The following is a 20416-nucleotide window of genomic DNA, read 5'->3' as shown; positions in this document are numbered from 1 at the left end:
TTGGTTAGAGATGCCCATGCGACCGATTCGACAAGCCATCACGCTGGCGGCATTGATCTCAGTGAATGCTCTTGGTGGGTGCTCCGGCGGCGGCAGTTTCTCGGAACCGGCCAACCGGCTGAACTCAAGTGAGCTCATGACCGCCGCGGCCAAGGCTCATGGCGCCGGCCGAACCGAGGATGCTGGTTTTCTCTTTCTAGCGGGGCAGGCGCGCTATCAGATTGACAAGACGGTGTTTCCCCCCGTCGGGCAAGCCGGCGAGAGCCCGGGCGTGCTGAAGGCAGCGCTGAGCGCTACCATAGGCCAATCGATCCAGCCGGCCCTGGCCAACGACCCGGTCGCGTTCGCCAATGCCGTGGCCAGGTTTGCGGAGTGGTCCCCCGAGTTTGGCGAGGGCTACGACCCGGGATGGGAGTACACGAATCGCCTCGGGGACAAAGAGGCTATGGCTGTGGTGAAGGCGGCGATTCAACCAATACTCGCTGCTGGCCAATCCAAAGCGAGGCTGCTCAAAGATGATGAGTACGTTCGACTCGCGAATGTGATTAGGGAAGCCGGGGCTGTCGAACGCCAATATAGGGACGCCCTGCAGCGGGACGCCGGAAGAATCTCCGAGGCTCAGCGGGAAAAGTACCGCGAAGCCATGGCGCGAAAGAATGCGGCGGCAGAACGGATCAAGGAGATCGAGTTCGAGACCAATCCAGAAACCCGCTGGCATGCATCGGCTGGCTGGAAGCCAGCAGACTACTTTGACGACCCGCAGGTAGTTGATCTTTGCACCGCAATTCAGATGAACGATGCTCCTGAGATGGAGCGGCTCATTGCGGCTGGGGCGGACGTCAATGCAGTCGGTAAACGCAAGATGACTCCGCTTTTGTGGGCGTTCCCCGATCGGAAACTAGAGCGCTTTGCCCGTCTGCTTAAGCACGGGGCGGACCCAGATATCGCGGTTGAGAGCGACTTCGGAACCACCGGTCGGGCGTTTCATCCCTACCCGGCTGGGGGCGCACTGTTTCTGGATCGTGGGTGCTCCCCCGGAGAGTCCGTGACGCACCTCGCAGCCAAGGCGCCGCAGATTGAGTACTTGAAGCTAGTACTACAACACGGCGCAGATCCGAACGTTGTTGACCAAGTGACCGGGATGACGCCGCTCGATATCGTCATCGACCGGCGCCTCTTCGACGCGAAGGAACGCGTCGAGCTGCTTGTCGCTAGCGGGGCGGACCTCAACCACTACTGCAAGTACAAAGGAGGCACGCCCGCGATGTTGGCGGTCCAGGCAGACAAGTACGATATCGCCTTGCAACTCCTCAGGTTGGGCGCCGATCCGAAGCTCTATCGACCAGATAGCACGGAGAAACTGACGCACTACGTTGTGCGTAAGGAACACAATCTGCCGGTCTATCGCCCAGCGATTGCCGCTGAGTTCCACGCACTTACTGACTGGCTTGAAGAGGATGGCGAGTCACTTGAGCAGGCGCGACAGGATGAGCAAGAGTTAAAAGAGAGAATTGAGAAGGCGGTGCGTATCAAAGACTACCCTCGCATCCGTCAGCAGATTATTAGTGAACAAAAGCGGCGAGGCCGGCCGCAAGCCGCGACGATCGGCAGATAGTCGTCGCGAGACCGAGTGCTTCTTCCAACGGCCCCACGCCCTGCGCCGGCGGCACGGAGAGCTGTACGAGGTGCTCAGCGGGTTTTTTCAGCAGAGCCCGGCCCAGTGGCTGCCGGAAGGCGCGGGCACGGGCGGTGGACGATAGTCCGCCGAAGATTGCCTGAAGGACTCAACTAACGCAGCGCTTCGACACGCAGCGTCACCCCCTCGTGGGAACGGAGCGATGAGATCAGTTGCGCGAGATTGTTCGCCCGGGGGTTGCCCTTCTCGCTGAGCATCCGCATCAGGCTCTCGGGCTTCTTGTCAACGATTGCGGCGAGCGCCTTAAATCCCAATGTCGCGTTCACGTAGTCGCGCAGCATGATCTTTGCCGCGTCTACCTCGCCTGTAAGAAAGCACTCGGCGGCCTCGGTGAGCAGTCCAACGCGGAACTCTGGTTCTCGTCTCGCCCGCTCGACCACAGTCGTCCGAAAGCTCCTGGGCTTAGGCATCTCTACTTCTCCTTCTGCTTTCCTTGTAGTCGTTCCATCTGGCCAGGGCGTCCGCGATATCTTTGCGTTGGCGTTGCTTTGTGCCTCCGCCCAGCAGCACGACGAGCCGCTGCCCGTCTCGGCCAAAGTAGACTCGGTAACCGGGCCCGAAGTCGATCCGCGTCTCGCTGACTCCGCTGCCGACTGGTTTCCCGTCTCCCAAATTGCCGGCCTCGATCCGTGCTAAACGCGCCTGAACTTTCAAAGCGGCTTGGCGGTTGAGCCCGTCGAACCAAACCCTAAACGGGAACTCTCCGTCGGGCGATTGGAATTCGATCACGTCGAACATGGCCCACTGGATCCTAACACAAAAGTTAGTCTGGGCAAGCTTGGCTAGCGAGCAGACGTCTACTTCCGCGCCATCACCCGGTTAAAGTGCAACTGCACCTCCCCGTCCACCACGCGGCGCACCCCCTCCACCAGGCAGTGCGGCTCGTTGTCTTCTTGGCCGCGGCGGATGACGTCGTCGACCGGCAGGCCCGGCGGCACCGTGAAGGTGCTCTGGTAGATGATCTGGTTGCCCGCGTCGAGCTCCGGCACGATGAAGTGGCAGGTGGCGCCGTAGGTGAGCATCCGGCTGGCGTGCGCCTCGTGGTAGGGGCGGATCCCCGGGAAGCTGGGGAGCAGGCCGTGGTGGAGGTTGATGATCCGACCCCCCGCGTACTGCCAGCAGCTTGCCGGCGGCAGCACCCGCATGTAGCGGGCCAGCACGATGTAGTCGACCTGCAGCTCGTCGCAGATCGCTAGCAACTGGGCGTCGTCCGGCTCGCCACGATCGTCGCCAATTTGACGCCAGGGGACGTCGAACTGCTCGGCCAAGCGCCGGCAGGCAGAACGGTTGCTGAGCATCACCGCCGGTTCGGCGCGGATGTGGCCGTCTCGGATGGCGCGCATCAGCGCCAGCGGCGTCTCGGGCCGGTAGGTGACGCAGATCGCCAGCCTCGGCTTGCGGCCGCGGATGTCGGGGCTCCAGGTGCGTACGGCCAGCCCCGTGCGCTGGGCCACGTCTTTCATGGCCAGCTCCAGCTCTTCGCGACGCGCCTCGGGCAGCTCGATGCGGGTGAGCATCGAGAAGACCGACTGCTCGTCGTGGTCGTACATCTGGATCTCGGCGATGTTGGCGCCAAGCTCAGTGACGGAGTGCACGATCGGGTCGGCAAGGCCACGGTTGTCGGGGCCGACGGCGGTGATGACGATTTGCATGTGAGGAGTTTAGCTTAATGGTGGGGAAGCAGCCTCGCGCGGAGGCGCAGAGTGAGTAGGCGGAATGATCAATTGAAGGGATCGCAACCGTAGCTTGGTCATCGGCTGCTTCCTATCTCCCTCTGCGAGAGACTTCCGCAGCCATTCTACCGGTTCAATCGGCACAACCCTGCGTTTTGGTTGCCGGGCGCTCACGGCAACGTAGGTTCTACGTGGGGCCGGGTGCGCGCACGCCGGTCCGGATGGTTCGATCCACGCCACTTGACCTACGCTCGGCCCGCCATGAGCTCGCCCGTCGCGACCCCCGAAGCCCCGACCAACGACTCGCGCCAGCTCGACGAGCTGCTGCAGCGCATCCAGCGGCTGACGACGCAGACGCCCCCGCCCCCCGAGAGGCCGGCGCCCACGCCGCAGACCGAGGCGCCCCGAACGCCGCTCGCGCGGCAGCCGGCCGCACGGGGGCCCGAAGGGGGCGCCGCGCCCTGGTCGCCGGAAGAACCGGCCACCATCGAGGCGGGGGGGCTCTCCGGCAGCGAGGTCGAGAACCTGGTGCTCAAGTGCCTGGCGGCCCAGGCCGAGGCGACGGGCCGGTTCATCTCCGAGCACATCCGGCTGCCGTTCCGGCTGATCGACCCGCTGATGGCCTCCATGAAGCAGGATCAGCTCGTGGCGCACAAGGGCGCCGCGATGATGAACGACTACGTCTACCAGCTCACGGGGGTCGGCCGCGAGCGCGCCAAGCTGCTTTCGGAGCACTGCACCTACTTCGGGTCGGCGCCGGTGCCGCTGTACGCGTACGTAGACAGCGTCAAACGTCAGTCGCTGATCGACCAGCACCCGACCGAGGCCGACCTGCACCGCGCGTTCGAGGACCTGCTGATCGACAAGCGGATGCTCCGCCGGCTGGGGCCGGCGGTGAACTCCGGACGCGGCATGTTCTTGTTCGGCGCCCCGGGCAACGGCAAGACCAGCATCGCCGAACGCGTGACCGCGGCGTTCGGCGAGTATGTGTGGATCCCGCGTTCGCTGGGGGTCGACGGCGAGATCATCCGGCTGTTCGACCCCGGCATGCACGACGAGTGCCCGGTGGAGGCCAGCGAGGGGCTCATCGACCACCAGAAGATCGACCGCCGCTGGGTGCGGATCCGCCGCCCCACGATCGTGGCGGGCGGCGAGCTCACCATGGACATGCTGGAGGTCACGCTCAACACCGCCACGGGGGTGAGCGAAGCGCCGCTGCAGCTCAAGAGCAACTGCGGCACGCTGGTGATCGACGACTTCGGCCGCCAGCGGATGAGCACCGACGAGCTGCTAAACCGCTGGATCGTTCCGCTGGAAAAGCGGTACGACTTCCTCAACCTCGCCAGCGGCAAGAAGATCCAGGTGCCGTTCGATCAGTTGGTGGTGTTCTCGACCAACCTCGAGCCGCGCGATTTGGTGGACGACGCGTTCCTGCGGCGCATCCCGTACAAGATCGAGGTGAACGACCCGGACGAAGAGTCGTTCCGCAAGCTGTTCGGCATCATGGCGCCGATCTTGAAGGTGGAGTACGACGCGGCGGCGCTCGACCACCTGATCAACACGCACTACAAGCCGATCAACCGGCCGATGCGTTGCTGCCAGCCCCGCGACTTGCTGCTGCAGATCCGCAACTACTGCCGCTACGTCAGCCAGCCGGCGCGGATGACGCCGGAGTACTTCGACTACGCAGTAGAAAACTACTTCGCGGTGATGTAGACGGACGGGAACCGCCACGACGCCAAAGACGCCAAGAATAACAGTTGGAACGACAAAGGGTACGAAGCCGGTGCGCGTGACTCACGCGGCATGCGATCCGAGTCGATCCGATTCTTCCGCGACAATCCGCGTCCCATTCTCCTTGGCGCACTTGGCGGTCCCCGTCCGTCACGTGTACCGCCCCAAGAGCCGCAGCACCGCGGCGATCGCGTCGAGCGACGCGGTCTCGCTGGCCGTGTGGTAGCCGGTGGTGGGGGTCTGCAGCGTTGTGCCCGTGACGCGGCCCTCGCTGGCGGCGATCAGCCGGCCCAGCTCGGTGCGGCCCAACGACAGGGGCTTCTCACGCCCCAGGTTCTGCTCCTCGACGTACGCGTCCTTGTAACGGAAGACGACGTCCAGGTCGCGGCAGTGTTGCTCGAGCTCGTCGGTCAGCGCGTCTGCGAAGGCAGCGGTGGCGTCTTTGCGGCGCAGCACAACGTCCTGCGCCTCGGCGGCCTCGTGCGAAGGGAACGGGCTGGTGTCTAGCACCAGCAGCCGATCGGTCTCCAGGCGGTGACGCTGGAACCACTGCAGGGCGTAACGCCAGCTCCGGCCCGCTTCTTCCTGGGCGGTGAACAACGCGGTCCCCTGGAAGCCGCTGCGGAACAGGCTGACGATGATGGCCGCGGACAGCACGTTGTCGAGCTGTGCAGAGACGCGCCCTTCTTCGACCCGCAGGCGGTCGAGGAAGGATACCGGCGTGCCGGGCTGGAGGAAGTCGAGTCCGTCGACCTCGAAGATCAAGTTGTTGCGTTCCGGGCAGACAAACGAGCGGGTGATCGCCCCCTGCCCGAGGTAGACGCCCGAGTAGGGGAGGTGGGCCTGCACACGCTGCCCGGCGAACCGCCCCTGCAGGGTCCCCATCATCTGCTCCGACACCGAGTCGCCCGTTAGCTCGCCCCGGTTGGCCGCGATGAACGCGGCGTACTGGAACTCGTTCGGCCCGGTGCACAGCAGGCCGTGGCGATCGATGTGGGCAGACAGCACCAGGTGCGCAGGGTCGGCGCCCTGGGCCACCAGCACGCCTTGGTAGTGCTTAATCGTCACGCCGATCTCTTCGAGCTCGCGGCGTAAGACGCGGAAGAAGGAGTCCTCGGCGCCGACGACGCTGGGCTCGCGCACCAGCATGCCGAGGGTATTGAGGCAGGCGTCGAGGTCGGGCGTGGGCATGGGGGGCTATGGGTGCAAGTGTGTCGCTGCCTACGTATTGCAGATACAATGGATCGCGACAAGTCTGTGGTTCTAAATCGCCACTCTCACCCTTTCCGAAAGCCCAGTTGCGATGGATACCGTCTACATCGAAACGACCATCGTAAGTCTTGCTACGTCACGTCCAAGCACAGACCCGGACATCGCAATTCTGCAGCGTCAATCACGACGCTGGCTTGACGCGGAAGGACCTAAGTACCGTTTGGTGACTTCGCAGTTTGTGATTGATGAAGCGTCGTTGGGCGACGAGGAGGCCGTCGCCCGGCGGCTAGCCGAGCTTTCGTCCATCCCTTTGCTAACACCCGACAGAATGCGCGTTGAGGAAGTCGCAGAACAGATCATACTGCGGTCGCTTATGCCAGAGAAAGCAAGGCTGGACGCATTCCATGTGGCTACTGCGGCTGTCGGCGGGGTACAATACTTGCTGACCCAGAACTGCCGTCATATCGCTAACGCTCACGTCCTGCCGCGAGTCTACGATTTGCTGGAGAAACTTGGGCTGCCACGTTTACTTATCTGCACCCCGGCAGAGTTCTTAGGTGGAGAGAAAAATGGCTACTAACCCCATCCTGGAAGAAGTGTACGCGGCACGCGAGCAGTTACTGGCCGCGTACGGAGGCGACGCCCATGCGTACGTTCAAAGCGCTTGGGAGCGGGCCGTAGCATCGGGGCGGGCAATCGTTGACGCATCGCAACGCGACCAGGAGAATCTTGTCGCACCAAAAACTGGCGGATTCAGCGAGTCGAGTGATCAATAACTGGCAAGCCTTGCCAGCCGGTGAGAAACTTCTTGGCCCGGTGCTTGCATCTCTTTGACCCCCTAGGCATACTGTGCACCCGTACACATGCCGGCCGGGTCGCACCATGCTCGCCAAGCTCAATACGTTCAGCCTGATGGGGATCGACGCCCTCCGCGTTGAGGCAGAGGTCGACGTTTCCCCAGGGGCGATCCCGAAGACCATCCTGGTCGGCCTCCCAGAGGCCGCGGTGCGGGAGAGCACGCACCGCATCGAGCGGGCGATGGTCAACAGCGGCTACGTGCGGCCGCAGGACCGGATCGTTATCAATCTGGCCCCGGCGGAGCTGCCCAAGCAGGCCGCCAGCTTTGATCTGCCGATCGCGCTGGGGGTGCTGGCCGGCAGCGGGCAACTCAAGAGCGACCTGCTGGACCGCTACGCGGTGGTGGGAGAGTTGGCGCTGGACGGCTCGATGCGGCCGGTGCGGGGCGCCCTCTCGATGGCGATGGCGGCCGCCGGGCAGCCGGGGGTCGAGGGCTTGGTGGTCCCGTCGCAGAACGCCGGCGAGGCAGCGGTAGTAGAGGGGGTGCGGGTGATCCCCATCGACAGCCTCGCCCAGGCCGCCGCGTTTTTCGCGGGCCAGGTCGACATCGAACCGCATCCTTCGCGCCTGGACGAGCTGTTTGCCGAGCACGGCGCCTACGAGGTCGACTTTGCCGACGTCCGCGGCCAAGAGATGGCCAAGCGGGCGATGACTATCGCCGCGGCCGGCGCGCACAACCTGCTGATGGTCGGCCCGCCCGGCAGCGGCAAGACGATGCTCGCCAAGCGGGCGGCCACCATCCTGCCGGGGCTGGAGGCGGAAGAGTCGATCGAGACGACGCGCATCTACAGCGCCGTCGGCCGGCTGCGTCCCGGCCAGCCGCTGCTGGCGACCCGGCCCTTCCGGGCGCCGCACCACACCATCAGCAACGCCGGGCTGGTGGGGGGAGGCTCGACCCCCTCGCCGGGAGAGATCAGCCTGGCCCACAACGGCGTCTTGTTCCTGGACGAGCTCCCCGAGTTCAACCGTCAGACGCTCGAGGTGCTGCGGCAGCCGCTGGAAGACGGCTGCGTGACCATCAGCCGCGCGCTCTCTTCGAGCCAGTTTCCGGCCAACTTTATGCTGATCGCCTCGCTCAACCCCTGCCCGTGCGGCTACCGCAACGATCCACGCCGCGATTGCCACTGCAACGTGGTGCAGATCGAGCGGTACATGTCGAAAATCAGCGGCCCGTTGCTCGACCGTATCGACCTGCACATCGAGGTCCCCGCCGTGCCGTTCCAGGAGCTGACCTCAGCGTCCGACGGCACCTCCAGCGCCCAGATGCGCGAACAAGTGGTCGCCGCCCGCGGCCGGCAGCGCGAGCGCTTCACCGGCGCCGCGACCCGCACCAACGGCAAGATGAGCAGCCGCGAGGTGCGGCGGCACTGCAAGCTGGACGACCGCGGCGCCGACCTGCTCAAGGCGAGCGTCAACCACCTGGGCCTGTCGGCCCGCGCGCACGACAAGGTGCTGCGCGTGGCGCGGACGATCGCCGACCTCGAGGGCGCCGGGTCGATCAAGCCCGAGCACCTGAGCGAGGCGGTGAACTACCGGATGCTGGACCGGAAGTTGTGGTCGTGAGTCAACTAGGCGAGCCGTCGGCGTTAGCCGCCGGAGGCTTTGGGGCGCGAACTGTTTTTCCAGCTCCGAAAGCTCCGGCGGCTGACGCCGACGGCTCGCCACGTCACGGTTCCAAACCCTCCGCCACCCGCGGCACTACCGGCGCGTCGGGCTTTGGCTGGGTGGGGGCGTTGGGCTGCTCGGAGAAGAACAACGCGAACAGCACCATCGCAACCCCCATCAACCCCGCCGGGATCAGCCAGAACGCCTCCCAGTGGTAGGGCGGCGGGTTCACCCCCGCGGGGGTCAGCAGCCACGCCTGCGCGCCGCCCACCATCAGGGCGCCGCACAAGTGGCCTACGCCCAGCGTCGCCAGCGCGAACATCCCCTGCGCCGCGCCCCGCGCGCGGGGGCCGGCCATGCGGTCGATGAACAACGCGCCGCTCATGTAAACCCACACATAGCTGACGCCGTGCAGCGCGATGGCCGGCGCGAGCAACCAGCCCGAGCCGGACGAGGCCGAGCCCGAGAGCATGAGGTAACGCAGCCCCCACGCCGCCACCCCCAGCAACATCAACCGCTTCAGCCCCAGCCACGCGGTGGCCGCCGGCAGCATCACCATGGCGACCACCTCCGTGAGCTGCCCGAACGACTGCTTGGCGGCCGCGTACTGGATGTGCTGCTGGTTGAGGAACAGGTTCAGCACGTTGTAGAACTGGGCCCCCATGCAGGCGAGCATCGAGAGCACGATAAACGTCACGATCTCCTTGCGGCGCACCAGGCCGCCCCCCTGAGCGAGCTGGGCGATCTGTCGCTGCACCCGGTGCGCGGGGGGCGTGTGGGGGAGCGTGAGGCAGTACAGCGACTGGGCCACGTGGGCGCCCACGGCCACCAGCATGGGGGTGCGGAGCGACTCGATCTCCGCGCCGAAGACCGTCGGCCAGAGCCAACCGATCAGCAGCCCCGCGGCGATCCAGCCGCTGGTGCCCACGGCGCGGATGGGGGGGAAGTCGGCGGCGGTGTTGGTTAGTTGCTGCATCGACAGGCTGTTGGAGAGCGTGACCGTCGGCACGTAGCACTGGTAGTAGGCCAGCAGGCCAAAGTAGAAGCCGATCTGGGTTTGCTGCTGGGCGATCGCTAGCAGGATTGCCGCGCACGCGGCGTGCAGCACGCACAGCATCCGCTCGCTGGCCAGCCAGCGGTCGGCCAGCCAGCCGATCGCCAGCGGGGCAAAGATGGCCCCCAGCGCGCCGGCCGAGGCCGCGTCGCCGACAAAGCTTTCGCTAAAGATCCCGGCGCCCTGCTTGCCGGTGTTGGCGCCGACAAAGGTGCCGAAGGTGACGGACCACAGCCCCAGCGACGCGTACTGGAGGAACATCATCGCGGCTAGCCGCGTCCGCAGCAGGGGCGGGGGGGCCGACAGGGGTTCATCGGCCGGGTGGTTCGGGTCGTAGGGGTTGGGCGCAGGCTGCGGGACGGCGGGAACGGCCTTGGAGAGGTCAGCCGACATCACGCGTCCTTGGCCGCTGAGGCCGGGCTACATTCATCTGGGCGCTGGCATCTAGACGGCATCACGGTGCTGGCGTCTGGTTGCTGGCGTCTGGGCGCCGGGCCGCTGGCGGATACCCCGCAGCGCGTCCAGCAAGAACAGCGCGTCCAGCAAAAACAGCGCGTCCAGCAAAAACAGCGTGTCCAGCAAAAAACCCTCGCCGGACGGCAAGGGCGGGTGGGTCAATCGGAGAGTCCGCCAGCAGCGGTCCCAATTTGAAGCAACATCTCGATACGGCAATGAAGTGGAGGATAGCGGGCTCGAACCGCTGACCTTCTGGCTGCCAGCCAGACGCTCTCCCAGCTGAGCTAATCCCCCCTGGAAACTGCCGAACGCGAATCCCTATTGGGACCCAGACGCCAGTTCCAATAAGAGTTACCACTGCCCGCCCGGGTTGTCAACCGGACCTTCACCGCCGGCCCGCCACGCATGCCCTCCCTGTCACGCACCACCCGCTCTCGGATCGTCGTCGCGGCGAAGCTGACGCTGGGGCTGGGGCTAATCGGGGCGCTGCTGTGGCAGGCCGTACGCCACGAGGCGTTCGCACGCATTTCCCAGCAGCCCAAGGATTGGACCCTCCTGGGGCTGGCGCTGGCGTGCTGCGCCGTGGCGGTGCTGATCAGCTTTCTGCGGTGGTTTTGCGTCGCCCGCGCCGGCGGCGTGCCGCTGTCGGTCGGCGAGGCGGGGCGGTTGGGGGCGCTGGGGTTTGCGCTCAACTTCGTCTCGCTCGGGAGCGTCGGCGGCGACCTTTTTAAGGCGGTCTTCTTTGCCCGCCGGCACCCGGGATTGCGTACGGCCGCGGTCACCACGATCGTCGTCGACCGCGCGCTCGGGCTGCTCATCCTGCTGATCATGTGCGCCTGCGGCGTGCTGGCCAGCGGCGCCGCGGCGTCCCAGGACGCCGGCGTACGCATCGTTGCGCAACTGGCGCTAGGCGTGGGTGGGGTGTTGACGGTGGCCGCGGCCCTGGCGTTCCTGCCGGCGCTCTCTGGTCCGCTGGCCGCGGCCGCGCTGCGCCGCATCCCGCTGGCGGGCGAACTCGCGGCTGAGGCGCTCATCGCTTGGCGGGCCTACCGGAAGCGGCCCGGCTGGCTGTTCGGCGCCAGCGTGTTGACGGTCGCGATGCACTCACTGTTCACGGTGTCGTTCTACTTGATCGCCGCGGGGCTGCCGCTAAAGCACCCCGGCGTAGCAGACCACTTCGTGATCGTCCCGTTGGCGCTCGCCGCGGGGGGATTGCTGCCCCTGCCCAACGGCCTCGGGTCGGTTGAGGCGGTGGTAGAGCTGTTCTACCGCGCCCTTACCGGCGCCATCGGCGACGGCACCATCGTGGCGCTCACCCACCGCTTTGCGATGCTGCTGTTGGGCGCCGCGGCGGCCTGCTTCTACGTGTCGAACCGTGCGGCGCTGGTCGTTGACGAAGACGACGCCCCGACCAAGGCGGATTGACGCCCGAGGATGCGTGCGGCCGCTTCTGAAGCAATCGAGGCGCAGCCAAAAGATCGAAGCGACGGGGCCTGCAGCACGCACACGCGTCGCCAACCGGCCGGCCCGCTACGGCGCCACCACGGCCTGGCCGTTGACCTTCAGCTCGCCGCCGGCGGTCTTGAACTTCGCCGCCCCCTCGGACGCGGCTACCTCGCAGCTCTCGAGCGCCAGCTCTGCCTGGCCTTCGACACGCACCTGCACGCGGCCGTTGTCGTAGAAGTTCGAGGCGATCGCCTCGACGCGGCTGACGCCGCCGACGCTCAGCCCGCTGCGGCCATTGGCCCGCGAGTCGATGTTGTCGACCAGGCAGTCCCGCACCAGCTCGTGAGCGTTCAGCCCGTCGAGATGGAACCCCTGCACGACCAGGTTGCGAACGATCACGTGGTGCGTGTTGTAGAGCGTGACGCCCGTCTCGAGGCCCGCGTGGCGTAGGTCGTACGATTCCGGCAGGCGGTCTTGCTCCAGCTTCACCAGCAGCCGCCGATCCACCAGCGACCACTCGAGCGGCTCGAGCGCCAGCGGGGCGTCGGCCGAACGCGTTAGGGAGACGCGCTTGAGCGGCTCCCCCGCGGAGAAGAGCTGCTGCGTGCTCAAACGCCGGAGGGCTAGGGCAAAGACGTTGCCGACAGCCGGCCGCCAAGCGCCCGGCGCGGCCTCCACGGTGCCGTCCAGCACCGCGCCGCGTCCGTCTAACACTAACGGGCGGCGTTCGCTGCCGTGGAGCCGCGGCCCGGCGATGGACACCTGCTCGCGGTAGGGGACGCCCGTGTCGGTCAGCAGCACGTGATCGCCGGGGAGCGCGAGGCACAAGGCCCGCGAGATGGTCCTGACGGGGCCCGCGCGGCCGGAAGCCCGATCGCTGAGGCCATCGAGGTTGTCGGCTCCGGCGACGTTGTTGACGAAGATCTCGCGGGCCTCGCAGGCGCCCGCCAGGGCCGCGGTGACCAGCAGCGCAGCTAGTGTCTTGCGTTTCATCTGCCGGTTCCTCGCCCAGTCGTGCCATCCGAGCCGACGCGCAGCAGGGGCCGGCTTCGGTAGGATCGGCCGGTTGGGGCGAGAGACTCTACCCGGTCTCGGAAGGCGCCGGGCCAAGCGGGGCCCCGATGCGCCGGGTAAGGCGACGCGTCCGGCTAGGAGGTTTGCGCCCGGCTGCGGTCGAAGTGCCACCGCATGAATCCCACCGCGAGGCTCAGCGAGATGAACCCGGTGAGGATGATCCAACCCGATGGCTCCGGCACGGCCGCGCCCTCGATCGGGTCAGAAACGTCTGCGTTGTCGCGCCAGACGCTGTAATCGGCGGCGTCGACCAACCCGTCGCGGTTGCCGTCGGCGGTGGATGCCGAGACGCCAAAGTCGCTCCGCCAGAGCGTGTAGTCCTCAACATTCACCAGCCCGTCTCCGGTGAAGTCGCCCGGGGCCGTGGCGTCGGTCTCGATGCGGTAGATCGATCCGCCGGTAGAGACGACGTAGAGATTCCCGACAGCGTCTTCGCCCATCGAGACGCGGAAGTCGTTGTTGCCGCCGGGGAAGAGCGTGTCGTTGATCCGCTCGAGCGTGGCGGCGGGCGAGTCGGGGCGGAACCGCCACACGTCTCGCGTGACGGTGTCGCCAAAGAAGTACCAGCCGTCGACCTCGGGGTCGGGGCCGCGGTAGACGTAACCGCCGTAAATCGAGCGGCTGCCGCCGTTGTGGGCGTAGTCGTGGATCGGGTCGACCGCGTCGGTCGGCTTGGCGCCGCCGACCCCGCCGGTGGGCGTGGCGATGGTCCCCTCACGCAGCCGCCAGCCGTAGTTCTCTCCGCCTGGGCTGCCGGCCGCTTGGAAGTTCACCTCTTCTCGGTTGTCTTGGCCGACGTCGCCGATCAGCAGGTCGCCCGTCTCGCGGTCGAAGCTGTTGCGCCACGGGTTGCGGAGGCCGTAGGCCCAGATCTCGTCGTCACCCGTGACGCCGACGAACGGGTTGCTGGCCGGCACGGCGTAGTTGCGGTTGGCGTCGGCGGGGAAGTCGTCTCCCAAGGGATCAACCCGCAGCATCTTTCCCAGCAGGTTGCCGGTGATGTCTTGCGCGTTGCCGATCGCCCCGGTGTGGCCCGTCCCCGTGTCGTTGCTGTTGCCCCCATCGCCCGACGCGATGTAGAGGTAGTTGTCGTTGGGGCTGAACCCGATCCAGCCGCCGTTGTGGTTGCTCTGCGGCTGGGTGAAGCGGGCGACCACGGACCGAGACGCGGGATCGGCGATCATCGGGTCGGTGGTCACCGAGTACTGTTCAACGTAGGACGCATGGTTGCCGCCGCTGTACGCTTCGCGGGAGGCATAGATGTAGAACTTGCCGTTGGCCTGGTAGTCGGGGTGGAACGCCATGCTTAGCAGCCCGCGTTCTCCCGACGTGTTGGGGAGGTTGACGGACAGGAACGGCTGTGGGGCGAACGCGCCGGTGCGGAGGTCCAGCACGCGGATGTCGGCGATCACGTCGTTGTTGGGCGCGCCCTGCTGGGCGCCGCGCTCAACCACGAACAAGTGGTGCTTGTCTCCGGGCGCGTGCGTCACGAAGACCGGATTATTGGCCGTAGCGACGAGGCTTGCGCCAGAGATCTCTGCGCGGGCCGAAGCGCAGACAGTGGCGAGCAACGCGATAAACAAGCAGAATAGACGACAAGGACGCATACGAGCTCCGCCGTACGGATAGGTTCCCCTCACCAGTCAGCGTAAGGCCGACCGGTCGGGGTGTCAACAAAATGCGCTATAAACGTCAAATGATTATGCGATGAGCCGCAACCCGCAAGAAATCGCCCGCGTCGTGCAGTCCGTGCTGCGTCTTGCGGGGCCGCGCCGTTCGCCCGGCGCCATTGTGGCGGTGCTGGTGATTGGGCTCTTAATCGCGGTGCTGGCGCCGACGGTGCAGGGGTGGTTGCCGCCGTCCGAGCCCACGGCAGGGCAGGGGGGCTCTCCCCCCGCGGCCGGCCGGCCCGCTGCCGGCGAGGCCGCCGCCTCGGACTACCTCGAACAGGTCGGCGCCGAGACCTACCGATCCCCGGCCGGCCTGGTGTACGGCCGGGGGAGTCAGCACGGCCATCGGCTCAAGCACCTGATGGCCCACGCCGAGGACCAGCCGGACCGTCCCGGATCGCACGGCGTGTTCGACGCGAAGCAGCCCGTTGAGCTGCTCACGCTCATCGATCAAGGCTATCGGTTGGCGAAGTCCGGCAGGCAGACCCGCACCCGCAAAGAAGAGGGGCGGACCATCTACGTGATCGATATGCGGCGCCGTATCGGTTATGTCGGCGGCGAGTCGGGCGCACGACGCGGCAAGCCGGCCGCCACCAACATGCAGCTCATCACGGACGGCGACCGCTTTATCACCGCCTACCCACTCACGCCGTAGCCGATGAGCGCCCAACGCCCGATGTACTACGTAGGCTTCTGCCGGGTTTGCACCACGGGGCCGCTGGGGGTGCGCGCGTGCGGCCACTGCGGCCGGCTGAGCATCCTGTGCGATGAGTGCGACGCGGCCTGGTCGGACGCCAACCTGGCGGGCCCCCCGAAGTTCGCCAGCGAGGCCGACCTGCCTTGCCCCGAGTGCGGCAAGTCGCTGGTGGGCGAGCCGAGCCACTGGGCCGACGTGAGCGAGATCCACGACACGCCGTGGCTGCGCGAGGCGCTCGAAGCAGGAACCATCGAGCTGCGCCACGGCGCCGCCTGGCGGCTGAACGAGTAGGGCGCGCGGGGCTAGGTGACGAGCCGTTCTTCTGGCGTCGACCGCAGGCATTCGAGGTGGGGCTCGTCCAGGACCTGGAACGGGTCTGCGACCGAGCGCCACGGCTCGCCGCGTTGCTCGATGCGGCGATCGTCGAGCGGGCCGAGCCTGCGCGAGGCGAGGTGGAGGTACTCGATGCGGGTCGGTTCCAGACCCATGATGCGGGCGGCCGTTGCGTCGACGGACGGCAGCGACTGGCCGACCAGCACCAGGCCCATGTGCTTGAGGCTGCCGAGGATGGGTCCGTCCCCCTCCATGCAGTCGATGCCGTCGACGATGGCGATGGTCTTGGGCGCCGACGAGGCGATGTCCGCCACGGTCTGAGGGATGCCGTGGTGGTGCAGCACGTTCTTGGGCCAGCCGTACTTGATGCCGGGGAGGATGCCGTAGAGGTTCTTGGTGGCGCAGGTGACGCCGACCCAGTGGTGGGTCTTCATCTTGGGCATCGAGACGATCAGGTCGGCCTCCAGCACGCTGCGCGGGAAGTAGATGCCGGGAAGCTTGCTGAACCGTCCGCGGTTGCGCCGCCAGCCGACTTCTTCGTAGTTGAGGTCGGCGAACGGGATCCGCGCGTCGCGCAGCGCCTCGGCGACCCCCGACTCGACGAGCGCCATCTCGGTGTCGCGGACGTGCCCCGGCGCCTCGCCGACCGAGACCCGGGCGCCCCAACGCCTGAGCGCCTCGGCCGCGGCGACAATCATCGCCGGGTGCGTGGTCATGTGCGGGATGCGGCGGCTAGGCTCCACCAGGTTGGGCTTAAGCAGCACCCGACGTCCGCGTAACCACGCCGGATCAAGCCCCGTGGCGAGCAGCCCGTCGGCGATGGTTTGATGCAGCGGCCCGTCGTACCGCTGCCCAGCGGCGACGAATACCGGCGTCGGTTTGATGAGCGACTGCGCCACCGCGCCCAAGCCGGCGGCGCCGGCCAACGAGGCCCCGCCCAGCAGCAGCGTGCGGCGGTCGAGGCCGCCTGAATTCGTTGGCGCTGGAGCTTGCATCGGCTATCCCTCACCCGGGGTCGAGTTCAACGCCGCCAGCACCAACGCGCGGCGGTACAACGAGCCATTGTTGGCCAGCAACGATTGGGCGGCGGTTAGCAGCAACGGCCGACTCTTAGCCGCGCCGCGGCCGTGGGCCGCGAGCCCCAGCGACGCAAAGGCGAGCGAAGCCGTGGCCAGGTCGGGCGCCAGCGAGGCTTCTAGCCAGTCGAGCGTCTTGCCGACGCGGGGGTCGGCCGCGTCGTGCGTCGGCAGGGCCCACATGACGATGCCGCTGGGCTGCACGTGGGGCAGCAGGGTCTGGCCGAGCACCATCGTGTTGCCGTAGTTCGCGCCCCCCTCGGGCAGCAGCCGGTCGACCAGCAGGCGGCGCCCCTGTTGGGCGCGGGGGTGGTTTGCGTGGCCCGCGGCGTCGAGGGCCCTGACGAAGAAGGAGGTCGGCTCCAGCCACGCGTGGGTCGCCGCGGCCCACGACCATCCGAGCAGCGACGGGTCGTGGCCGATGTTGTCGCGACGCGGCATCGTCTCGCCCTGGACGCTCAGGCCCCAGTCGAGGGCCCGCGCGATCGGGTCGGCAAAGCGGCCCGGAGCGACCGTGGTCCACGCGTAGATGGCGAGCGCCGTGGGCCAGGCGGGGGCGGGTTCGCTGCGCGTCACGCCCACCGAACCGTCGGCCGACTGCGACTCGGCGAGCCACCGGCACGCGCTATCGGCAGGACCGGCATGACCGGCGCGGTGCAGCGCTACGGCGGCCCACGCCACCGGCTCCGATGCGACGGGGCCCTCTGCCGCGTACCCGCCGAGGGGGCGTTTGGCGATCGACGCCGCGAGTTGTTGCTGGACTCTCATAACGATAGCGCCTGGGTTCCCAGAACCCTACAACGCCGGCTCGGCACGAAGGCGGGCGGCGCGCCCCAAACGGTGAACTAGAGTTTCGTCGTTGGGGAATTGAAGCGGATCGTGCGGTTTGAGCCGATCTCGAAAAAATTCCTCAAGTCCGTTTGACCCAGTTCAAAGTCGACCTAGGTTTCAGTTGTAAGCGGAAGGAGGCCCAGCGAGGTCTCACCCGCTTGGCGAACTTATCCACTTATCCAATTGACACCGAGCGCCCCGCGAACGGCGGAGCGAACCCCTGACCAAAGAGCCTGCTCGCGTCATCGTCCACGAGAAGGGCAAACCAGCCGCAAGACTGGGGCGCAAAGCCAAGGGCCGACGTCTCCCCTCACCGGGGGGCAGCGGCAGCCGGGCTGCCGAACGGATCAGGCGGTTCCCCGGAGCCGCCCGAATGGAATCAACTCGCGATGGGTGACACGCAAAGACGTTTTATTTGGGCTCCTGCTGCGACATTTGGCAGGCTTGACCCGGCCTAACGGCTGGGCCTGTCGCAACAGGGCCGGACAACGGGAGCTACCTGTGAACGCTCCCGACACCAAGCAGGGCGTCGACCACCGCGTCGGCCCCTCACATTCGGAGGAGTTGATTATGAAGAGTTTCGCCAAGAAGATGCACCAGTTCCTAGTCTCCGAAGATGGCCCCACGGCTGTCGAGTACGCCGTGATGCTGGCGTTGATTGTGATCGTCTGCTTGACAGCGATCCAGTCGGTCGGCACCAACGCGTCGAGCACCTTCCAGAGTGTCTCGGCCCAGCTCGGCGGTAGCTGATCTTATCTGTTACCCCGACGGCGGAAGCAGCCCCGTTTAGGCCCTGCTTGGTTCCCGCTATCCCTTCGACCCCGTCGGCACACTGTGTGCCGGCGGGGTTTTTTTGTGCCTGGCCATCGGAGCACGAAGCGTGAGCGAGGGAGCGGATGTGTGCGCGCCGCTCCCTCGCTAACGCGTCGGGCTCTGATTGTGACGGACACGCCGAGTTTGCCGATTGGCGAACGGGCGCGTTCGCGCCATCCTGGCCCATGGCCGCGCCCCGGCGCCCCGCGGCGGGCTACCTTTGCGGCGAGTCCCCCACCGAGGGGCCCATCGAGGGCGCGATTGTTCAGGCCGCCCCCCGCTGTCGTCACCCCTAGCCGCACCCAGTCAAACCATGCTCGACTCCGCCTCGCTTGCAGACGCCTTCGCCGCTAATTGGCCCATCTGGCTCGTGACCGTCACGCTGGTCGTGGCCGCCGTGATCGATGGCCTCCAGCTCAAGGTCCCCAACTGGCTCACCTTCCCGATGATCGTCAGCGGCTGGGTCTTCAGCTCGACCGCCGGCGCCACCATGTACGGCTTCGCTTGGTACGAGGCGCTCGGATTTAGCCTGCTGGGCACCGTGGTGGGCCTGCTGCTGCTCCTGCCCGCCTACGCCATCGGCGGCATGGGCGCCGGCGACGTGAAGCTGATGGCCGGCATCGGCGCCTGGGTTTGGACCGAGCACACGCTGTACGCCTTTGCGGCTTCGGCCATCGTCGGCGGCGTGATCGCCGTGGTGATGGTGCTGGCGAGCAAGGGCTGGGACAAGCACCAGGCCCAGTTCTGGATGATCCTGGGCGAGATCATGAACAACAAAAACCCCGAGGTGCTGGCGGCCATCGCCAAGGAGCGGAAGCCGCGGATGATGCTTCTGCCCTACGGCATCCCGATGGCCATCGGCACGATCGGCTACTTCGCACTCTCCGGAATGATTGTCTAAAGCTACGAGCGGTCAGCTTTCAGCGGTCAGCCTTCAGCTAGAAAAAGCTGACCGCTGAAAGCTGATAGCTGACAGCTCCTTTCCGACTTACCCGTTTTGTTGGACCGGATACGCCGGTCCTGCCGAATGAACCGACAAGGTGCGGCGCCTCACACGCGGTTGTTGCGCGGGGGCTAACCTTGCCGGCAGCCACAATACCGGCTCCGTGCCCGCACAGGGGGAATCATGCGTCCAAAATCACTACTACTGTTGGCTCTCGCACTCGGTTCGGGGCTGGTCGCATCGATCGGCATCAGCCAGGTGATGGACAAGAACCGCCAGCCCGCCGGCCTGCAGGGCGAGACGGCGCCTATCTACGTGGCGCTGCACAACATCAACCTGGGCGACCCCATCGACGCCGCCATGGTGTCGCTGCAGGAGTGGCCCAAGGACCGCATCCCGGTCGGGGCCCTCACACAGCTCGAGAACGTTGAGGGACGCAGGCCGCGGGCGAACATCTTCGCCGGCGAGCCCATCCTCGACGCCAAGCTGCTGGCCCAGGGCGAGATGGTCGACCCGATCGGCGGCATCACCCCCGGCTTCCGGCTCTCCACGATCGGCGTCGACGCCGAGAAGAGCGCCGCCGGCCTGCTGAGCCCCGGCGACCGCGTAGACATCCAGTTGTTTGTGAACGCCAACCCGCGGGCCGGCATCGAGCACGCGATGGCCAAGGTGATCCTGCAGAACATCCGCGTCTTCGCCATCGAACAAGCGGTGCAGCGCTCCGCCGACGGCGGCGAGGCCCGCACGGTGCCCAAGACCGTCTCCCTGCTGGTGACCCCCGAGCAGGCGAGCAAGATCGAGCTGGCGCAGAAGATGGGCGACGTCACCCTGATCCCGCGCAGCCCCAACGACGAGGCGCCGATCGCCGCGACAGAGATGCGGTTCGAGGACCTCATGGGGACCGCCGACAAGAAGAACTCACGCGAGAAAGAGCAGCAACGTGAAGAGACAGTCAAGAAGGACAAGGGCCCCGGGATGCTCGGCGGCCTGATGGCGATGGTCCGACAGGCGGCCAAGGATCGTCCGCCCCACCGGATGACGGTCGTGCGAGCCGACGAGGTGTCCGAGCTTCTGTTCGACGCCACGACCGGACGCCCGCTATCGGCGCAGGGGGCCTCGACGGGCGGCGTGATGCCGTCGATGGCGGCGCCCAAGAGTGTTCCAACGGGGGCCGGCCAGCCAACGCTTGACGGCGTTGAACTGGACGCCGCGTTCCCGATCGACTTCGACAAGTAAGACCGCAAT

The 20416-nt window shown here is 66.6% G+C and carries 20 protein-coding genes, 1 tRNA gene and 1 riboswitch; of the genes, 10 read left to right on the top strand and 11 right to left on the bottom strand.

The window, feature by feature from the left end:
* Nucleotides 1-16: 16 nt before the first annotated feature.
* Nucleotides 17-1615, top strand: a complete 1599-nt coding sequence (locus tag Pla175_RS17400) for an ankyrin repeat domain-containing protein (RefSeq protein WP_197526936.1) — start codon at nucleotides 17-19, stop codon at nucleotides 1613-1615.
* A 173-nt stretch (nucleotides 1616-1788) separates the two neighbouring features.
* On the opposite strand, the gene Pla175_RS17395 is transcribed toward Pla175_RS17400, so the two are convergent.
* Genes Pla175_RS17395 through Pla175_RS17385 form a run of 3 tightly spaced genes read right to left on the bottom strand, consistent with a single transcriptional unit; the run spans nucleotide 1789 to nucleotide 3348 of the window.
* Nucleotides 1789-2106, bottom strand: a complete 318-nt coding sequence (locus Pla175_RS17395; protein WP_145287994.1) for a helix-turn-helix domain-containing transcriptional regulator — start codon at nucleotides 2104-2106, stop codon at nucleotides 1789-1791.
* Nucleotides 2099-2434 (bottom strand): type II toxin-antitoxin system RelE/ParE family toxin, encoded by a 336-nt coding sequence (locus Pla175_RS17390; protein ID WP_145287991.1) that lies wholly within the window; start codon nucleotides 2432-2434, stop codon nucleotides 2099-2101. Before Pla175_RS17390 ends, Pla175_RS17395 begins: the two co-directional genes overlap by 8 nt.
* Before the next feature lie 59 nt (nucleotides 2435-2493).
* Nucleotides 2494-3348 (bottom strand): formyltetrahydrofolate deformylase, encoded by an 855-nt coding sequence (locus Pla175_RS17385; protein ID WP_145287988.1) that lies wholly within the window; start codon nucleotides 3346-3348, stop codon nucleotides 2494-2496.
* 282 nt (nucleotides 3349-3630) lie between these two features.
* Here Pla175_RS17385 and Pla175_RS17380 point away from each other — a divergent pair, with 282 nt between their 5' ends.
* Nucleotides 3631-5085 (top strand): ATP-binding protein, encoded by a 1455-nt coding sequence (locus tag Pla175_RS17380; protein WP_145287985.1) that lies wholly within the window; start codon nucleotides 3631-3633, stop codon nucleotides 5083-5085.
* A 168-nt stretch (nucleotides 5086-5253) separates the two neighbouring features.
* Here the strand turns inward: Pla175_RS17380 and Pla175_RS17375 are convergent, their stop codons facing one another.
* The gene (locus Pla175_RS17375) at nucleotides 5254-6294 is read right to left on the bottom strand and encodes a zinc-binding metallopeptidase family protein (protein ID WP_145287983.1); all 1041 of its coding nucleotides are present in this window, start codon (nucleotides 6292-6294) and stop codon (nucleotides 5254-5256) included.
* A 112-nt stretch (nucleotides 6295-6406) separates the two neighbouring features.
* On the opposite strand from Pla175_RS17375, the gene Pla175_RS17370 reads away from it, so the two are divergent.
* Both Pla175_RS17370 and Pla175_RS17365 read left to right on the top strand, forming a co-directional pair.
* Nucleotides 6407-6895, top strand: a complete 489-nt coding sequence (locus tag Pla175_RS17370; protein ID WP_145287980.1) for a type II toxin-antitoxin system VapC family toxin — start codon at nucleotides 6407-6409, stop codon at nucleotides 6893-6895.
* Nucleotides 6896-7197: 302 nt separating this feature from the next.
* Nucleotides 7198-8736 (top strand): YifB family Mg chelatase-like AAA ATPase, encoded by a 1539-nt coding sequence (locus Pla175_RS17365; RefSeq protein ID WP_145287977.1) that lies wholly within the window; start codon nucleotides 7198-7200, stop codon nucleotides 8734-8736.
* Nucleotides 8737-8839: 103 nt separating this feature from the next.
* On the opposite strand, the gene Pla175_RS17360 is transcribed toward Pla175_RS17365, so the two are convergent.
* The 3 genes from Pla175_RS17360 to Pla175_RS17355 form a co-directional block, all read right to left on the bottom strand.
* Nucleotides 8840-10225: an MFS transporter gene (locus Pla175_RS17360; protein WP_145287974.1), complete on the bottom strand. Its 1386-nt coding sequence runs from the start codon at nucleotides 10223-10225 to the stop codon at nucleotides 8840-8842.
* A 51-nt stretch (nucleotides 10226-10276) separates the two neighbouring features.
* The gene (locus Pla175_RS26160) at nucleotides 10277-10450 is read right to left on the bottom strand and encodes a hypothetical protein (protein ID WP_197526935.1); all 174 of its coding nucleotides are present in this window, start codon (nucleotides 10448-10450) and stop codon (nucleotides 10277-10279) included.
* A 59-nt stretch (nucleotides 10451-10509) separates the two neighbouring features.
* Nucleotides 10510-10582: transfer RNA gene (locus Pla175_RS17355), tRNA-Ala, on the bottom strand.
* A 111-nt stretch (nucleotides 10583-10693) separates the two neighbouring features.
* On the opposite strand from Pla175_RS17355, the gene Pla175_RS17350 reads away from it, so the two are divergent.
* The gene (locus Pla175_RS17350; protein ID WP_145287971.1) at nucleotides 10694-11713 is read left to right on the top strand and encodes a lysylphosphatidylglycerol synthase transmembrane domain-containing protein; all 1020 of its coding nucleotides are present in this window, start codon (nucleotides 10694-10696) and stop codon (nucleotides 11711-11713) included.
* A gap of 105 nt (nucleotides 11714-11818) precedes the next feature.
* On the opposite strand, the gene Pla175_RS17345 is transcribed toward Pla175_RS17350, so the two are convergent.
* Nucleotides 11819-12727 (bottom strand): right-handed parallel beta-helix repeat-containing protein, encoded by a 909-nt coding sequence (locus Pla175_RS17345; RefSeq protein ID WP_145287968.1) that lies wholly within the window; start codon nucleotides 12725-12727, stop codon nucleotides 11819-11821.
* Nucleotides 12728-12882: 155 nt separating this feature from the next.
* Nucleotides 12883-14415, bottom strand: coding sequence for a PQQ-dependent sugar dehydrogenase (locus Pla175_RS17340; RefSeq protein ID WP_145287965.1), 1533 nt, complete (start codon nucleotides 14413-14415; stop codon nucleotides 12883-12885).
* Between the two features lie 100 nt (nucleotides 14416-14515).
* On the opposite strand from Pla175_RS17340, the gene Pla175_RS17335 reads away from it, so the two are divergent.
* Both Pla175_RS17335 and Pla175_RS17330 read left to right on the top strand, forming a co-directional pair.
* Nucleotides 14516-15133, top strand: a complete 618-nt coding sequence (locus Pla175_RS17335) for a hypothetical protein (RefSeq protein WP_145287962.1) — start codon at nucleotides 14516-14518, stop codon at nucleotides 15131-15133.
* A gap of 3 nt (nucleotides 15134-15136) precedes the next feature.
* Nucleotides 15137-15466: a hypothetical protein gene (locus tag Pla175_RS17330; protein ID WP_145287959.1), complete on the top strand. Its 330-nt coding sequence runs from the start codon at nucleotides 15137-15139 to the stop codon at nucleotides 15464-15466.
* A gap of 11 nt (nucleotides 15467-15477) precedes the next feature.
* On the opposite strand, the gene Pla175_RS17325 is transcribed toward Pla175_RS17330, so the two are convergent.
* Nucleotides 15478-16503 (bottom strand): DUF362 domain-containing protein, encoded by a 1026-nt coding sequence (locus tag Pla175_RS17325; protein ID WP_145287956.1) that lies wholly within the window; start codon nucleotides 16501-16503, stop codon nucleotides 15478-15480.
* 3 nt (nucleotides 16504-16506) lie between these two features.
* Nucleotides 16507-17352, bottom strand: coding sequence for a hypothetical protein (locus Pla175_RS17320; protein WP_145287953.1), 846 nt, complete (start codon nucleotides 17350-17352; stop codon nucleotides 16507-16509).
* 312 nt (nucleotides 17353-17664) lie between these two features.
* Nucleotides 17665-17758, top strand: a riboswitch (cyclic di-GMP riboswitch).
* Between the two features lie 158 nt (nucleotides 17759-17916).
* Here Pla175_RS17320 and Pla175_RS17315 point away from each other — a divergent pair.
* The 3 genes from Pla175_RS17315 (at nucleotide 17917) to cpaB (ending at nucleotide 20407) form a co-directional block, all read left to right on the top strand.
* Nucleotides 17917-18165, top strand: a complete 249-nt coding sequence (locus tag Pla175_RS17315; RefSeq protein ID WP_231953945.1) for a Flp family type IVb pilin — start codon at nucleotides 17917-17919, stop codon at nucleotides 18163-18165.
* Between the two features lie 376 nt (nucleotides 18166-18541).
* On the top strand, nucleotides 18542-19129 hold the full coding sequence (locus tag Pla175_RS17310) for an A24 family peptidase (RefSeq protein WP_145287950.1): 588 nt from the start codon (nucleotides 18542-18544) through the stop codon (nucleotides 19127-19129).
* Nucleotides 19130-19378: 249 nt separating this feature from the next.
* Entirely contained in the window at nucleotides 19379-20407 is a 1029-nt protein-coding gene (gene cpaB, locus Pla175_RS17305; RefSeq protein WP_197526934.1) for a Flp pilus assembly protein CpaB, read from the top strand.
* Nucleotides 20408-20416: the final 9 nt, after the last annotated feature.

The organism is Pirellulimonas nuda, assembly GCF_007750855.1.
Classification (GTDB): Bacteria; Planctomycetota; Planctomycetia; order Pirellulales; family Lacipirellulaceae; genus Pirellulimonas; species Pirellulimonas nuda.
The sequence above is the reverse complement of the archived record's forward strand: the minus strand, read 5'-3'. Positions and strand labels throughout refer to the sequence as shown.

Bases quoted from the DNA above. Each gene is read 5' to 3' on its own strand.
- Pla175_RS17400 (WP_197526936.1), top strand. From the start codon at position 17: ATGCGACCGATTCGACAAGCCATCACGCTGGCGGCATTGATCTCAGTG.
- Pla175_RS17395 (WP_145287994.1), bottom strand. From the start codon at position 2,106: ATGCCTAAGCCCAGGAGCTTTCGGACGACTGTGGTCGAGCGGGCGAGA.
- Pla175_RS17390 (WP_145287991.1), bottom strand. From the start codon at position 2,434: ATGTTCGACGTGATCGAATTCCAATCGCCCGACGGAGAGTTCCCGTTT.
- Pla175_RS17385 (WP_145287988.1), bottom strand. From the start codon at position 3,348: ATGCAAATCGTCATCACCGCCGTCGGCCCCGACAACCGTGGCCTTGCC.
- Pla175_RS17380 (WP_145287985.1), top strand. From the start codon at position 3,631: ATGAGCTCGCCCGTCGCGACCCCCGAAGCCCCGACCAACGACTCGCGC.
- Pla175_RS17375 (WP_145287983.1), bottom strand. From the start codon at position 6,294: ATGCCCACGCCCGACCTCGACGCCTGCCTCAATACCCTCGGCATGCTG.
- Pla175_RS17370 (WP_145287980.1), top strand. From the start codon at position 6,407: ATGGATACCGTCTACATCGAAACGACCATCGTAAGTCTTGCTACGTCA.
- Pla175_RS17365 (WP_145287977.1), top strand. From the start codon at position 7,198: ATGCTCGCCAAGCTCAATACGTTCAGCCTGATGGGGATCGACGCCCTC.
- Pla175_RS17360 (WP_145287974.1), bottom strand. From the start codon at position 10,225: ATGTCGGCTGACCTCTCCAAGGCCGTTCCCGCCGTCCCGCAGCCTGCG.
- Pla175_RS17350 (WP_145287971.1), top strand. From the start codon at position 10,694: ATGCCCTCCCTGTCACGCACCACCCGCTCTCGGATCGTCGTCGCGGCG.
- Pla175_RS17345 (WP_145287968.1), bottom strand. From the start codon at position 12,727: ATGAAACGCAAGACACTAGCTGCGCTGCTGGTCACCGCGGCCCTGGCG.
- Pla175_RS17340 (WP_145287965.1), bottom strand. From the start codon at position 14,415: ATGCGTCCTTGTCGTCTATTCTGCTTGTTTATCGCGTTGCTCGCCACT.
- Pla175_RS17335 (WP_145287962.1), top strand. From the start codon at position 14,516: ATGAGCCGCAACCCGCAAGAAATCGCCCGCGTCGTGCAGTCCGTGCTG.
- Pla175_RS17330 (WP_145287959.1), top strand. From the start codon at position 15,137: ATGAGCGCCCAACGCCCGATGTACTACGTAGGCTTCTGCCGGGTTTGC.
- Pla175_RS17325 (WP_145287956.1), bottom strand. From the start codon at position 16,503: ATGCAAGCTCCAGCGCCAACGAATTCAGGCGGCCTCGACCGCCGCACG.
- Pla175_RS17320 (WP_145287953.1), bottom strand. From the start codon at position 17,352: ATGAGAGTCCAGCAACAACTCGCGGCGTCGATCGCCAAACGCCCCCTC.
- Pla175_RS17310 (WP_145287950.1), top strand. From the start codon at position 18,542: ATGCTCGACTCCGCCTCGCTTGCAGACGCCTTCGCCGCTAATTGGCCC.